This is a genomic window from Kitasatospora sp. NBC_01539 (genome assembly GCF_045040525.1).
Classification (GTDB): domain Bacteria; phylum Actinomycetota; class Actinomycetes; order Streptomycetales; family Streptomycetaceae; genus Kitasatospora.
In genome coordinates this window covers 6,830,926-6,843,376 of the sequence record NZ_CP109390.1, presented here as the reverse complement: position 1 = coordinate 6,843,376, position 12,451 = coordinate 6,830,926, and the positions used below count along the sequence as shown (strand labels likewise).

Genomic DNA, 12,451 nt, shown 5'->3' with positions numbered 1-12,451 from the left:
AACGGCGGACCGGCGGGCTACTGCTCGCCGAGCACCATCCACTTGTCGGACGCCGCCAGCGGTGCGAAACCGGCCTTCGCGTAGACCCCGTGGGCGTCCGCGGTGGCGAGCAGCACCCGGCGCAGCCCGTACGGCGCGAGATGCTCGCGGACGGCGGCCGCGAGGGCGGTGCCGAGGCCGAGGCCCCGGGCGCCGGGGGCGATGTAGACGTCGCAGAGCCAGGCGAAGGTCGCCCGGTCGGTGACGATGCGGGCGTAGCCGACCTGGGCGCCGGTGCCGGTCTCGTACACGCCGAGGTTGAGGGAGCTCGCGATGGCGGCGTCCTGCTTCTCGCGCGAGCGTCCGCGGGCCCAGTACGCGTCGCCCGACAGCCAGCCGTGGATGCGTTCCGCGTCGAGGCGGGCGGGGTCGGCGGAGATCTCGAAACCGTCCGGCAGGGGTACGGGTGTGTCGTCCATGAGGGGGATCCAAGCAGCCCGCCGCACCGGACGGCCAGCCGATATCCCGACCGGTGTGCCCCGGCGACCAGTCGGCGACCCGCCCTCCGCGTTGATCGACTCGGCTTCACAGCAGAGCAGGTCACGGCATCGCGGGGCCCGACCGGCGTCCCACACGCCCGGGCCCGCGCCGCGCCGCGCCGCGGTGCGGTGCGGTGCGGTGCGGTGCGGTGCGGTGCGGTGCGGTGCGGTGCGAGGCGGTGCGAGGCGCGGGCCGTCGGTGCTCAGGCGAACACCGTGGTCCGCGCGTGCAGGGTGTCGAGGTACTCGCGGACGTCCGCGAGGCGGCCGTCGCGGACGGTGATCACGGCGAGGCAGTGCTGGTCGTAGCGGTGCCCCGTGCGGGTGGTGGCCCGGGTGTTCCACTCGGCGAGCACCCGGTCGCCGTCGGCGAGCAGGCCGTCCACCTCGAACTCCATGGTCTCGGGGAGCAGCCGGGCGACCATCGCGGGCACGAACTCGCCGAGGATCTCGTCCGGGCCGGTCCAGGTGCGGGAGAGCGGCAGGTCGCCGGCGAGGGTCCAGGTGGAGTCCTCCCGGAAGAACGCCCGGAGCCGCGCGAAGTCCCCCTCGGTCAGGGCCTCCAGGTAGGCGAGGACGACGGCGCGGCTCTCCTCCGTACGGGTGCCGCGGTCGGCCCCGGCGGTGCGGTCGGTACGGGTGTGGGTGTCCATCTCCGCGGTCCCCTCGTGCAGTTCGGCTGCCGGTTCCTCCGGCATCCCGAACGCTATTCGCGCCGGGCGTCCGGGCGGAAAGACCGGTTGCGGCAGCCGTCATGCCGGTCCTGCATCACGCCAGGCGACAGGGGGTCCTAGGCTGCGCGGTATGCCCGAACTCCACCTGCTCCGGCACTTCCTGGTCGTCGTCGAGGAAGGCAGCGTCACCCGGGCCGCCGCCAGGCTCCACCTCGCGCAGCCCGCGTTGAGCCGCCAGCTGCGCCGCCTGGAGGACGAGTTGGGCGTGCAGCTGCTCGAACGGACCTCGCAGGGCGTGCGGGCCACCCCGGCCGGGGCGGTCCTGGCGGAACGCGGCCGGGTGCTGTGCGCCGATGCCGACCGGCTCCGGGAGGACGTCCGGGCGACGGCCCGCGGCGAGGTGGGGGAGCTCGACGTCGGGTACGGCACGAGCGCCAGTTACGAGACGGCGCCGCTGCTGCTCGCCGACTTCGCCGAGCGGCACCCCGCCGTGGCCGTCGCCACCCGGTTGCTGCCGGCCGCAGGGATCGTCGCCGGGGTGGCCGACGGCTCCCTCGACGCCGGGATCGTACGGTGCGCGCCGCCCACGCCCGACCTGGTGCGCACCCTCGTCCGGCGGGAGCCGCAGGGCGTGCTGGTGCACGCCGGGCACCGGCTGGCCCGCACCGGGACCGTCGGCATCGCGGACCTCGCAGGCGAGACCGTGCTGCTCCACCCGCGGGAGGCCAATCCGGGGCACCACGACGCGATCACGGCACTGTTCCGGGACGCCGGCGCCACCCCCGACCTGCTGGTGCGGCGGCTCGCGTTCGACGCGGCCCACCTGCCGGTGGCGCGGGGCGAGGCGGTGTCGGTGGTCGGCGGGTCCGCCCTGCCGGGCCTTCCTGCGGGCCTGGTGTGGATCCCGCTCGCCGGCACGCCGACGATCGGGATCCACCTCCTCACCCGCGCCCGGCCGGGCCGCCGCGCGGTGGCCGCCCTGCTGCGGTCGGCCGCCGGGACGGCCCGCGAGCGCGGCTGGCTGCGCCCCTGAGTGCGGACACGCCACGGCTCGCGTGGGCGGGGCACCGAGCACCGTCTCAGGGGCCGTCGGTCTCCGCGTAGTGGCGGGCTTCGAGCACGTTGCCGTCCGGGTCGGCGAAGTAGAAGGCGCGGGGAGCTGTCCCGCGGGCGCCGAAGGAGTCGGCGGTGTAGGGGGTGACGTGGTGGCCGCCGGCGGTGAGGCGGGCGTGCAGGGCCTCGAACCCGGCGGCGGTGGTGGCCAGGCAGACGTGGTTGTGCTTGTTGCCCGCGCTGCCCTCCGCTCCGGGGGCGGCGTTCAGGCCGTCGGCGAGGTGCAGCGGCACGAGGTCGACGAGCGTGCCCGGGCCGATGCGCAGGCTGACGAACGGCGCCTCCCCGGCCTCGTACGCGGCGAGGCGGACGGGTTCGAGGCCGACGGTGTCGCGGTAGAAGGCGGCGGACCGCACCGGGTCGGCCACCCAGAGCACCACGTGGTCGAGTTCGTACGCCACGGTCGGTCACCTCTCCGTCCGCCGCGCCCGGGCGGGACGTCTCCACGGTAGCGGCGGACGGGCGCCCGGCGCGGCGGGTCCCAGGGCCGGGTCCCGGAGGGCCGGGCTCAGGCGCGGCCGGTGGGCACCGCCTGCGGGTCCTGGAGGTAGGGCTCCCAGGCGAGTTCGGCCGCGCCGGCGAGGCCTGCGTGGTCGACCTGGGCGGGCACGATCGGCACGCGTCCGCTGCGGCCCCAGAGGCAGCGGTCGGCGACGACCGCCGCGAGGCGCTCGGGGGCGACGGCGAGCAGGTCGAGGTGGAGGCCGCTGAGGACGATGCGGTCGGGGTTGAGGATGTTGACCAGGCCGGCCAGGCCGAGGCCCAGGCGGTCGACGACGTGGGCGACGGCCGCCTCGGCGACGGGGTCGGGCGGGTCGGCGGCGGCGGAGCGGGCGAGGGCGCGGGCCTGCTCGAAGAGCGGGGTGCGCGGGTCGGGGGTGAGCCCGGCGGCGACGAAGAGGGCTTCGGGGTCGGTCTCCGCGTTGAGGCAGCCGCGGTTGCCGCAGCCGCAGGGGCGGCCGAGCGGGTCGACGGTGACGTGCCCGACCTCCAGGGCGAGCCCGGCGCTGCCGGTGTGCAGGCGGCCGTCGATGACGAGCGCGCCGCCGACGCCGCGGTGGCCGGAGGTGACGAGGAGCAGGTGGCGGGCGTCGCGTCCGGCGCCGTGGCGGTGCTCGGCGAGGGCGGCGAGGTTGGCGTCGTTGGCGACGGCGCTGGGCAGCGGGGTGCGGGCGCGGGGGCCGAAGTCGGCGCGCCGCACCTCCTCGTCGAAGAGGTCGGCGACGGGGGTGCCGCTGGGCCAGGAGAAGTGCAGGGCGGCCAGGGCGGTGCCGTCCGGCTCGGTGACCGGGTTGGGGAGGGCGAGGGCGATGCCGAGGCAGCGGCGGTGGGTGCTGCGGGCGAGTTCGGCGCCCGCCTCGGCCACGGCGCGCAGCATCCGGACGGGGTCGGTGGCGGCGGGCAGCGGCAGGTAGCGGGGTTTGTCGAGGCTGCCGCCGAGGCCGGCGAGGGTGACGCTGAGGCTGTCGGCGTGGATCTGGGCGGCGACGACGACGGGGCCGGCCGGGTCGATGGCGAGCCGGTGCGAGGGCCGGCCGCGGCCGCCGCCGGCGGGGCGGGAGTCGACGGTGATCAGGCCGAGCGCCTCCAGTTCGCCGGTGACGGCCCCAGCGGTGGCGCGGGTGACGTCGAGTGCGGTGGTGAGGGCGGAGCGGGTGGGGGCGCGGCCGGTGTGGACGAGCGCGAGGGCCGGTCCGAGCAGGGTGCGGCCGCGGTCGGGCGCCGCGCGGCGGTGCTCGGCGCCGGTGGGGCGGGGCCCGCCCGGGGTGCGGGATCCGGCCGGGGGCTGCGGGTCCGGCGGGGTGCGCGGATCCGCCGGGCGCTGCGGACCCGTCGGGGGCTGGGCACTTGTGGATGAGGTGGGCACTCCCCTATTCTTACTTTGTGCCGCTACTGAACAAAACAGACGCCCGGTCCTCCGCCGCCGACAGCCCCGCCTCCGCCCCCCGCATCACCCGCACGGCCCCCGGCAGCACGCCCCGCACCTGGTCCGCCGCCCGGCTCGCCCTGACCGCGTTCTTCGCGGTCGACGGCTTCCTGTTCGCCGCGTGGGTGGTCCGCATCCCCGACATCCGCCTGCAGGTGCACGCCTCGCACAGCGCGCTCGGGATGGCCCTGCTCTGCATCTCCGCCGGAGCCGTCGCCACCATGGCCCTGGCCGGCCGGCTCGTCGTGCGGTACGGCAGCGGCCCGGTCACCGTCGGCTCGGTCGCCCTGGTCGCCCTGGCGGTGCCGCTCCCGGCGCACACCCACTCGGTGGCCGCGCTCGGCGGCGTCCTCCTGATCTTCGGCGCCGGGTACGGCGCGGCCAACGTCAGCATGAACAGCGCCGCGGTCGAGCTGGTCTCCGAGCTGCGCCGCCCGGTCATGCCGAGCTTCCACGCCGGCTACAGCCTCGGCGGCCTGCTCGGCGCGGCGGTCGGCGGCCTGCTCGCCGGCACGCTCAGCGCGGCCTGGGCCCTCGCCCTCGGCGGGGCCGTGGGCCTGGTGGTCACGGCCGCGGCCGGCGTCGTCCTGCTGCGCAGCCGTCCCGCCGCCCGCCCGGCCGTGCGGACCGCCCCCGCGGCCAGGCCGGCCGCCAAGGCGTCCGGCACTCCGCGGCACACCCGCCTGCTGGTGGTGCTGCTCGGCCTGACCGCCCTCTTCACCGCCTACGGCGAGGGCGCGCTCGCCGACTGGGCGACCCTGCACCTGACGGACGACGTCCACGCGAGCGCCGGCATGGCCGCCGCCGGGTACGCCGCCTTCGCCTTCGCGATGACCGCCGGACGCGTCAGCGGCACCTGGCTCTCCATCCGGCTCGGGGCGACCCGGCTGATGCTGCTCGGCGGCCTCACCGCCGCCACCGGCATGCTGATCGCGGCACTGGTGCCGTCCGTCCCCGCGGCACTCGGCGGGTTCGTCCTGGTCGGCATCGGTCTGGCGAACATCTTCCCGCTGGCCATCGGCCGGGCCGGCGAGACCGGCGGCCCGCAGGGCGTCGCCACCGCCTCCGCCCTCGGCTACGCGGGCATGCTGATCGGCCCGCCGGTGATCGGCTTCCTCGCGGACGCCGTCGGCCTGCCGCTGGCGCTGACCAGTGTGGCCGCGGCCGCCGGAACGGCCGGCGTGCTGGCCCTGGTGGTCGGCCGCCGCCCGTCCCGGACGGCCTGACCGGCCCGCACGACTCCTGCGCGGCGAACGGCACCGCACGGGAACGGCCGGTGCCGGTGGTCCCCGACCACCGGCACCGGCCGTTCCGTCCGCCCCCGCCCCCGCTCCCCCGCCTCCGGGCCGGGAGTGGGGGCGGCGTCGTCACCCGGCGATCCGGTCGAGGAACGCGAAGAGGTTGGCCCGGGTGCGTTCGGCCTGCTCCGCCACGGTGAGCGACTCGCTCATGCGGCCGCCCGGCCCGGCCGTCCGCAGGCCGCGCACGTAGAGCGGGCAGGCGAGGTCGGCGCAGAGGTACAGGCCCACCGTGTTGCCCTGGCGGCCTGCCGCGCCCGAGCGGCGGGCCGCCATCAGGTTCACGCCGTCGCCGGGGTGCACGGTGAGGCAGAGCGAGCACATGTTGCTGCGCAGCAGGCCGCGCCGGCCGGTGTTCGCCCGGAGCACGACGCCGACCGGCGCCCCGTCGCGCTCCGCGACGAGGTAGCCGCGGTCGGGTGCCGCGGGGTCGCGCCAGCCGAGGAAGTCGAGGTCGTCCCAGGGCCGGTCCGCGAGGTCGCGCGGCACGGCGAGCCGGCCGGCCTCGCCCTTGGAGCAGTTCAGGAACGAGCTGCGGATGGTCTGTTCGGTCAGCGCCTTCATGCCGGCGACGCTAACGTACCTACACCTCTCAGGCAACTTCTTAATGGTCCTAGGTTGTAGGTTGGAACCCTACGGCGCAGGGCGAGGAGAGAGTGACCCGATGGCACGAGCAGGCCTGACGACCGACCGCGTCGTCCGCGCCGCGGCGGACCTCTCGGACGAGGTCGGCTTCGACCGGATCACCGTCTCCGCCCTCGCCCGCGGGTTCGGCGTCAAGGACGCCAGCCTGTACTCGCACGTCAGAAGCCTGGAGGACCTCCGGATCCGGGTCGCGCTGCTCGCCATCGACGACTTCGCGGCACGCATCACCGACGCCGTGGCCGGCCGGGCCGGCCGCGACGCGCTCGGCGCGTTCGCCCACGCGTACCGGCGGTTCGCCCGCGACCACCCCGGCCGGTACGCCGCCACCCAGCTGCGGCCGGTCCCGGCCGCCGTCGCCTCGTCCCCGGGCGCGCAGCACATCCTGCGTTCCACGTACGCGCTGCTCCTCGCCTACGGGCTCGCCGAGCCGGACGCCACCGACGCCGTGCGGCTGCTGCGCAGCACCTTCCACGGCTTCGCCGACCTGGAGGCGCGGTCCGGGTTCGACCATCCGCGGCCGGTCTCCGTCTCCTTCGACCGGGCCGTCGACGCCCTGCACCAGGTGCTCGGCCGGTGGGCGGCGGCGCCGTCCGCCGAGAACGGCTGACCGCGGGCGACGGACGGCGGAAGGCGGAGGGCGGAGGGCGCCCGGCTACTGGGCCGTCGAGGCGACTCCGACACCCCGGGCGGCGGCGCGCCCCGCCCGACGCGGGCCGGGATGCGAAGCTCGACGGATGATCGACCGCATCCGTGCAGGCGCCACCCGATGGACCGTCACCGTGCCGCTGCTGGCGCTGGTGGCCCTGGCGCTGACGTGGGGGCGGTCGCTGCCGGGCGCGGCGGTGGCCGTGGTGGCGGTGTTCCTGGCGGGCGCGGTGCTCGCGGCGGTGCACCACGCGGAGGTGATCGCGCACCGGGTGGGCGAACCGTTCGGGTCACTGGTGCTGGCCGTGGCGGTGACGATCATCGAGGTCGCGCTGATCGTGACCCTCATGGCCGGTGCGCCGGTGAAGAACGCGACGCTCGCCCGCGACACCGTCTTCGCGGCCGTCATGATCACGTGCAACGGCATCCTCGGGCTGTCGATCCTGCTGACGGCCCTGCGCCACCGCATCGCCGTCTTCAACGCCGAGGGCACCGGCGCCGCCTTCGCCACCATCGCGACCCTCGCCACGCTCAGCCTGGTGCTGCCGACGTTCACCACCAGCGCGCCCGGCCCGCAGTTCAACACCGCGCAGCTGACCTTCGCCGCCGTGGCCTCGCTCGGGCTGTACGGGCTCTTCGTCGCCACCCAGACGCTCCGCCACCGCGACTACTTCCTGCAGGTCACCGCCGAGGGCGAGCTGCTGGACGAGGACGACCACGGCGAACTGCCCAGCTCGCGGACCGCCCTGACGAGCCTCGGCCTGCTGGCGGTCGCCCTGGTCGCGGTGGTGGGCCTGGCGAAGGTCGTCTCGCCGACCATCGAGTCGGCCGTCGCCGACGCGGGCCTCCCGGCCTCGGTGGTGGGTGTGGTGATCGCGCTGCTCGTCCTGCTGCCGGAGACGATCGCGGCGCTGCGGGCGGCCGCCGGCAACCGGGTGCAGACGAGCCTCAACCTGGCGCTCGGCTCCGCGCTGGCGAGCATCGGGCTGACCGTGCCCGCGGTGGCGGTGGCCTCCCTCTGGCTCAGCGGCCCGCTCGTCCTGGGCCTGGGCCCGACGCACATGGTGCTGCTGGCGCTGACGGTCGCGATCGGCACGCTGACGGTGATCCCGCGCCGGGCGACCCCGCTGCAGGGGGCCGTCCACCTGTCCGTCCTCGCGGCGTACCTGGTGCTCGCGGTCAGCCCCTGACCGTCGCCACCGCAGCTGCACGGCGCCCGGCGACCCGCGATCGGCGATCGGCGACCGGCGACCGGCGCCCGGCGCCCGCCAGCGGCCGGTTCGGGGGCAGGCCCGCACCGGTTCCGTCCCATCTCCTTGACCGGCCATCGGGGTTGACGTATCGTCACGGCCGTTCTCACAGCAGAACGCTGTTCAGAATACGGAACGTCGTATCGACGCCCGAGGGATGCCCTTCCCACCATGCCAACCCCCCATTGGCGCCTGCGGCCACCCCCGCAGGCGGTGAAAGGAAGACCTTGTGCCCATGAGGAACACGCACGTCAGAAGGCGCGGCCGGCGTACGGCCGGTGCGCTGACCGCCACCGTCGCCCTGCTCGCCGCAGGACTCACCGCCCTGCTTTCCGGGGGCCCGGCAGCAGCCGCCCCCGCCGCAGGCTCGTACAACCTGAGGAACGCCGCCAGCGGGCTCTGCCTGGACGTCCCCGGCTCGTCGACCGCCGTCGGCACCCAGCTCGCGCAGAACGCCTGCAGCGGGTCGGCCGCGCAGACCTGGCGTCTCACCGCCTCCGGCGGCGGGTACACCCTGGCCGCCGCGCACAGCGGCAAGTGCGCCGGCGTCAAGGACGCCTCCACCAGCGCGGGCAAGGCCGTCGAGCAGCAGACCTGCAGCGGCGCCGCGACCCAGCAGTGGACGCTCACCCTCGTGAGCGGCACCACCTACCAGGTCGTCAACGCCAACGGCGCCAAGTGCCTGAACGTGAAGGACAGCTCCACCGCCGCCGGCGCCCTCGTGCAGCAGAACTCCTGCGACTCGGTGACCAGCAAGCAGTGGACGTTCACCGCCGCGGGCAGCACCCCGACCGCGTCGCCGACCGCCTCCCCCACGGCGTCCCCGACGTCCACCACCCCGCCGAGCACGCGCCCGGCCTGGCCCACCGCCACCGGCACCCAGCCGGTCACCGCCAGCATCCCGGTCTCCGGGGTGTTCGACGGCGGCCTCAAGCGGTACTACGGCAGCGGCGACCTCGGCACCGGCAGCCAGGACGAGGACCTGCCCGCGATGTTCGAACTCGCGGACGGCGCCACCCTGCAGAACGTCATCCTCGGCTCACCCGCCGCGGACGGCGTGCACTGCGCCGGCGCCTGCACGCTCAAGAACGTCTGGTGGGAGGACGTGGGCGAGGACGCCGCCACCTTCCGCGGCAGCTCCGCCTCGCTCGTCCGCACCGTCGACGGCGGCGGCGCGAAGCTCGCCGAGGACAAGGTCTTCCAGCACAACGGCGCCGGCACCCTGATCGTCAAGAACTTCCAGGTGCAGGACTTCGGCAAGCTCGTCCGCTCCTGCGGCAACTGCTCCACCCAGTACGCCCGGCACGTCCAGCTGCAGAACATCTGGGCCACCACGCCGGGCGAGGCCCTGGTCGGCATCAACACCAACTACGGCGACACCGCCCGCTTCTCCAAGATCACGGTCTACAACGACAGCGGACGCGACCTCGACATCTGCCGCAAGTACACCGGCGTGACGTCGGGCGAGCCCAAGGAGACCGGCAGCGGCGCGGACGGCACGAACTGCATCTACGCCGCCTCCGACGTGACGTACGTGAACTGACCGGCCCGCAGTACCGGCCGCACGCACGGCACCTGCAACACCTGCAACACGTACGGCACGTACGGCACACGCAGCACCGCGGCACGCGGCGGCCGCGCACCCCCGGGGCCACCGGGGGTGCGCGGCCGCCGCGCCGCGTCCGGGGGCCGTCAGCCCTGGCCGGTGAGCTCCGTGCCGTCCACCTGGCCCGGTATCCGCAGGTCCCAGCCGACCAGGGCGCGGAGCTGCTCCGCGGTGACCCCCTCGGGCACGGGCTGCGGCGCGTCGTGGCGCAGCGGCGGCTGCCAGCCGCCGTCCGGGGTCCAGCTGCGTACGACCTTGGCCGGGGCGCCCGCCACCACCGCGTGGTCGGGGATCTCCCCGCGGACGACCGAGCCCGCCGCGACGACGACGTTGCGGCCGATCCGGGAGCCGGGCAGGATCACCGCGCCGGTGCCGATCCAGGAGCCCGCGCCGATCTCGACGGGCTCGTTGCGCGGCCACTGCTTGCCGATCGGCAGGTCGGTGTCGCGGTACTCGTGGGCCTGGTCGGTGATGTAGACGTTCGGGCCGGTCCACACGTCGTCGCCGAGCACGATCGACTGGTGCCCGACGATGTGGCTGCCGCGGCCGATCACGCAGCCGCCGCCGATCCGCACGATCGGCTCGGGGCCGAGGTCGAGGCCGGGCAGGAAGCCCGCCGAGATGGTGACGCGCTCGCCGATGATCGAGAAGGGGCCGATGGTGATCCACTGCTCGTTGAAGACGGCGCCCAGCGGGAACGCCAGCTTGGTGCCGTCGCCGAGCTCGCCGAACCGGTACGGGCCGGGGCTCCGGTTGGTGACCGCACCGGTCTCCTGCACCAGCTTCCAGGCACGGTGCACGGCCCGGCCGGCGGCACGGCGGCCCCCTGCGCGGGCGGCGGTCAGGAGCGTGCGGAGGCTCGGCATGCGCCCACCGTATCGGCCGCACGCCCGCCGGACGGCGGTTGGGCGATCAACATCACACCGGGCCCCTGGCAGACTCCCCGCATGGAGATTCCCGAGCTCGTGGACGTGCTGCGCCGAGAGGGCGGCCTGCTCGCCGCGACGGCCGACCGGACGGCCCCGGACGCGCCCGTACCGACCTGCCCCGAGTGGCGGCTGCGCGACCTCGTGCTGCACACCGGCCGGGTGCACCGCTGGGCCACCGCCCTCGTCCGCGACGCGCTGACCGCACCGATCGACGCGGAGGGCACCGCCGCCGTGTGGGGCGAGGAGCCCTCCGACACCGACCTGGTCGCGTGGTTCCGCGAGGGGCACTTGTCGCTGCTCGCCGCCCTGGACGGCGCCCCCGCCGACCTGGCGTGCTGGAGCTTCCTGCCGGCACCGTCGCCCCTGGCGTTCTGGGCGCGGCGGCAGGCCCACGAGACGGCGGTGCACCGGGTGGACGCCGAGTCCGCGGCCGGCGCCGGGCCGTCCCCCGTCGACCCGGCCTTCGCCGCCGACGGACTGGACGAGCTGCTGAACGGCTTCCTCGTGAGGCCGCGGACGAAACTGCGCAGCGAGGACACCCGCACCCTGCTCGTCCTCCCGACCGACCGGCCGGAGAGCTGGCTCGCCACGATCGGGCCCGACCCGCTGCGGGTGCAGCCCGGGCCGGGGCCCGCCGACTGCACGGTGACGGGCCCGGCCCAGGAGCTCTACCTGCTGCTCTGGAACCGCCGCCCGGTCGACGGGATCGGTGTCACCGGCGACCGTTCGCTGCTGGAGCTGTGGCGGTCGTCCGCGCAGATCCGCTGGAGCTGACCGCCCGTCCGCCCACCGGGCCCGGCCTCGCCCCCGCCCCGCCCCCGGTACGGCACCGCTTTCAGGGCAGCGCCTCATGCCGGCGTGTCGCCGCAGCGGCACGGCGGCACGGGCCCGCATCACCTCGCCGCCGCGGCGCGGACGTCACTGCGCCCAGGGGGCCGGCCGTCGCTCCAGGAAGGCCCGCATGCCCTGCTGGGCCTCGTCGGAGCCGAACAGCCGCGCCGACTGGGCGACCCGCTCGTCGGAGTCCCGTTCGAACGACTCCACCACCGCCGCGTTCGCGAGCCGCTTCGACTCGGCGAGGCCCTGCGGGGAGCCGAGCCGCACCGCGTCCAGCAGGGACTTCAGCGCGCCGGCGACGTCCTCGACGGCCTCCGTGATCAGTCCGATCCTGGCGGCCTCGGCCGGGCCGAACGTCTCACCCGTCAGGTAGTAGCGGGAGGCGGACCGCGGGTCGAGCTTGGGGCGCAGCGGCAGCGAGATGACGGCGGGCGCCAGGCCGAGCCTGACCTCGGTGAAGGCGAACGTCGCGGCCGGCCCGGCCAGGGCGAGGTCGGCCGAGCCGAGCAGGCCCAAACCGCCCGCGCGCGCGTGGCCGTCGATCGCGGCGATGACCGGCTTGGGGCAGTCGACGATGGCCCGCTGGATGTCGACGAGGCCGCGCGGGCCGACCGTCGGGTCGCTGCCGGTCGCCTCGGAGAGGTCGGCTCCGGCGCAGAACACCCGGCCGGTGTGGCCGAGCACCACGGCCCGCACGGCCGGGTCGGCGGCGGCCTCGGTGAGCGCGGTGGCGAGCTCGGCCATCAGGCGGGTGGAGAGGGCGTTGCGGTTGTGCGGGGAGTCGAGTTCGAGGGTGGTGACCGCGTCGGCGGTGGTGATGCGGACGAGGGGTGTCATCGCCTGGGCCTGCTTTCCGGCTGAGGGTGGGTCGGACGGCTCGCACAGGACTCTGGCACGCCGAACGTCCGGTCGGCCAGTGTGCCCCCGCCCGGTCGGGCGGATTGCCCCCGGCCGGTCGGGCACGGTGCTCCGGCAGGTCGGACGCAGTGCCCCCGCCCGGTCGGGCACG

Annotated in this window: 13 protein-coding genes; 6 read left to right on the top strand and 7 right to left on the bottom strand. The window is 75.7% G+C overall.

The features are described from left to right. Positions 1-17: 17 nt before the first annotated feature. On the bottom strand, positions 18-458 hold the full coding sequence (locus OG335_RS29665) for a GNAT family N-acetyltransferase (RefSeq protein ID WP_405014198.1): 441 nt from the start codon (positions 456-458) through the stop codon (positions 18-20). Between the two features lie 263 nt (positions 459-721). Further along, positions 722-1,216, bottom strand: coding sequence for a nuclear transport factor 2 family protein (locus OG335_RS29660; RefSeq protein ID WP_405014197.1), 495 nt, complete (start codon positions 1,214-1,216; stop codon positions 722-724). A 106-nt stretch (positions 1,217-1,322) separates the two neighbouring features. Between OG335_RS29660 and OG335_RS29655 the strand changes: the two genes are divergently transcribed. Further along, positions 1,323-2,225: a LysR substrate-binding domain-containing protein gene (locus OG335_RS29655; RefSeq protein ID WP_405014196.1), complete on the top strand. Its 903-nt coding sequence runs from the start codon at positions 1,323-1,325 to the stop codon at positions 2,223-2,225. Positions 2,226-2,271: 46 nt separating this feature from the next. Here the strand turns inward: OG335_RS29655 and OG335_RS29650 are convergent, their stop codons facing one another. After that, the gene (locus OG335_RS29650) at positions 2,272-2,706 is read right to left on the bottom strand and encodes a VOC family protein (RefSeq protein WP_405014195.1); all 435 of its coding nucleotides are present in this window, start codon (positions 2,704-2,706) and stop codon (positions 2,272-2,274) included. Between the two features lie 107 nt (positions 2,707-2,813). After that, entirely contained in the window at positions 2,814-4,172 is a 1,359-nt protein-coding gene (locus OG335_RS29645; protein ID WP_405014194.1) for an ROK family protein, read from the bottom strand. Between the two features lie 17 nt (positions 4,173-4,189). Here OG335_RS29645 and OG335_RS29640 point away from each other — a divergent pair, with 17 nt between their 5' ends. Beyond that, entirely contained in the window at positions 4,190-5,458 is a 1,269-nt protein-coding gene (locus OG335_RS29640) for an MFS transporter (RefSeq protein ID WP_405014193.1), read from the top strand. Between the two features lie 141 nt (positions 5,459-5,599). Here OG335_RS29640 and OG335_RS29635 read toward each other — a convergent pair whose 3' ends face one another. Next, positions 5,600-6,094: an FBP domain-containing protein gene (locus OG335_RS29635; RefSeq protein WP_405014192.1), complete on the bottom strand. Its 495-nt coding sequence runs from the start codon at positions 6,092-6,094 to the stop codon at positions 5,600-5,602. 100 nt (positions 6,095-6,194) lie between these two features. On the opposite strand from OG335_RS29635, the gene OG335_RS29630 reads away from it, so the two are divergent. From OG335_RS29630 to OG335_RS29620, 3 genes are all read left to right on the top strand, one after another. Continuing rightward, the gene (locus tag OG335_RS29630) at positions 6,195-6,782 is read left to right on the top strand and encodes a TetR/AcrR family transcriptional regulator (RefSeq protein WP_405014191.1); all 588 of its coding nucleotides are present in this window, start codon (positions 6,195-6,197) and stop codon (positions 6,780-6,782) included. Between the two features lie 127 nt (positions 6,783-6,909). Next, positions 6,910-8,010, top strand: coding sequence for a calcium:proton antiporter (locus tag OG335_RS29625; protein ID WP_405014190.1), 1,101 nt, complete (start codon positions 6,910-6,912; stop codon positions 8,008-8,010). Between the two features lie 295 nt (positions 8,011-8,305). Beyond that, a complete protein-coding gene (locus tag OG335_RS29620) occupies positions 8,306-9,613 on the top strand; it encodes a pectate lyase (protein ID WP_405014189.1) in 1,308 nt (435 codons plus the stop codon). Positions 9,614-9,762: 149 nt separating this feature from the next. Here the strand turns inward: OG335_RS29620 and OG335_RS29615 are convergent, their stop codons facing one another. Next, positions 9,763-10,542 (bottom strand): acyltransferase, encoded by a 780-nt coding sequence (locus OG335_RS29615; RefSeq protein ID WP_405014188.1) that lies wholly within the window; start codon positions 10,540-10,542, stop codon positions 9,763-9,765. Positions 10,543-10,623: 81 nt separating this feature from the next. On the opposite strand from OG335_RS29615, the gene OG335_RS29610 reads away from it, so the two are divergent. Then, the gene (locus OG335_RS29610) at positions 10,624-11,379 is read left to right on the top strand and encodes a maleylpyruvate isomerase family mycothiol-dependent enzyme (RefSeq protein ID WP_405014187.1); all 756 of its coding nucleotides are present in this window, start codon (positions 10,624-10,626) and stop codon (positions 11,377-11,379) included. A 144-nt stretch (positions 11,380-11,523) separates the two neighbouring features. Here the strand turns inward: OG335_RS29610 and OG335_RS29605 are convergent, their stop codons facing one another. Next, positions 11,524-12,279: an enoyl-CoA hydratase family protein gene (locus OG335_RS29605; protein WP_405014186.1), complete on the bottom strand. Its 756-nt coding sequence runs from the start codon at positions 12,277-12,279 to the stop codon at positions 11,524-11,526. Positions 12,280-12,451: the final 172 nt, after the last annotated feature.

Bases quoted from the DNA above. Each gene is read 5' to 3' on its own strand.
- OG335_RS29665 (WP_405014198.1), bottom strand. From the start codon at position 458: ATGGACGACACACCCGTACCCCTGCCGGACGGTTTCGAGATCTCCGCC.
- OG335_RS29660 (WP_405014197.1), bottom strand. From the start codon at position 1,216: ATGCCGGAGGAACCGGCAGCCGAACTGCACGAGGGGACCGCGGAGATG.
- OG335_RS29655 (WP_405014196.1), top strand. From the start codon at position 1,323: ATGCCCGAACTCCACCTGCTCCGGCACTTCCTGGTCGTCGTCGAGGAA.
- OG335_RS29635 (WP_405014192.1), bottom strand. From the start codon at position 6,094: ATGAAGGCGCTGACCGAACAGACCATCCGCAGCTCGTTCCTGAACTGC.
- OG335_RS29630 (WP_405014191.1), top strand. From the start codon at position 6,195: ATGGCACGAGCAGGCCTGACGACCGACCGCGTCGTCCGCGCCGCGGCG.
- OG335_RS29625 (WP_405014190.1), top strand. From the start codon at position 6,910: ATGATCGACCGCATCCGTGCAGGCGCCACCCGATGGACCGTCACCGTG.
- OG335_RS29620 (WP_405014189.1), top strand. From the start codon at position 8,306: ATGAGGAACACGCACGTCAGAAGGCGCGGCCGGCGTACGGCCGGTGCG.
- OG335_RS29615 (WP_405014188.1), bottom strand. From the start codon at position 10,542: ATGCCGAGCCTCCGCACGCTCCTGACCGCCGCCCGCGCAGGGGGCCGC.
- OG335_RS29610 (WP_405014187.1), top strand. From the start codon at position 10,624: ATGGAGATTCCCGAGCTCGTGGACGTGCTGCGCCGAGAGGGCGGCCTG.
- OG335_RS29605 (WP_405014186.1), bottom strand. From the start codon at position 12,279: ATGACACCCCTCGTCCGCATCACCACCGCCGACGCGGTCACCACCCTC.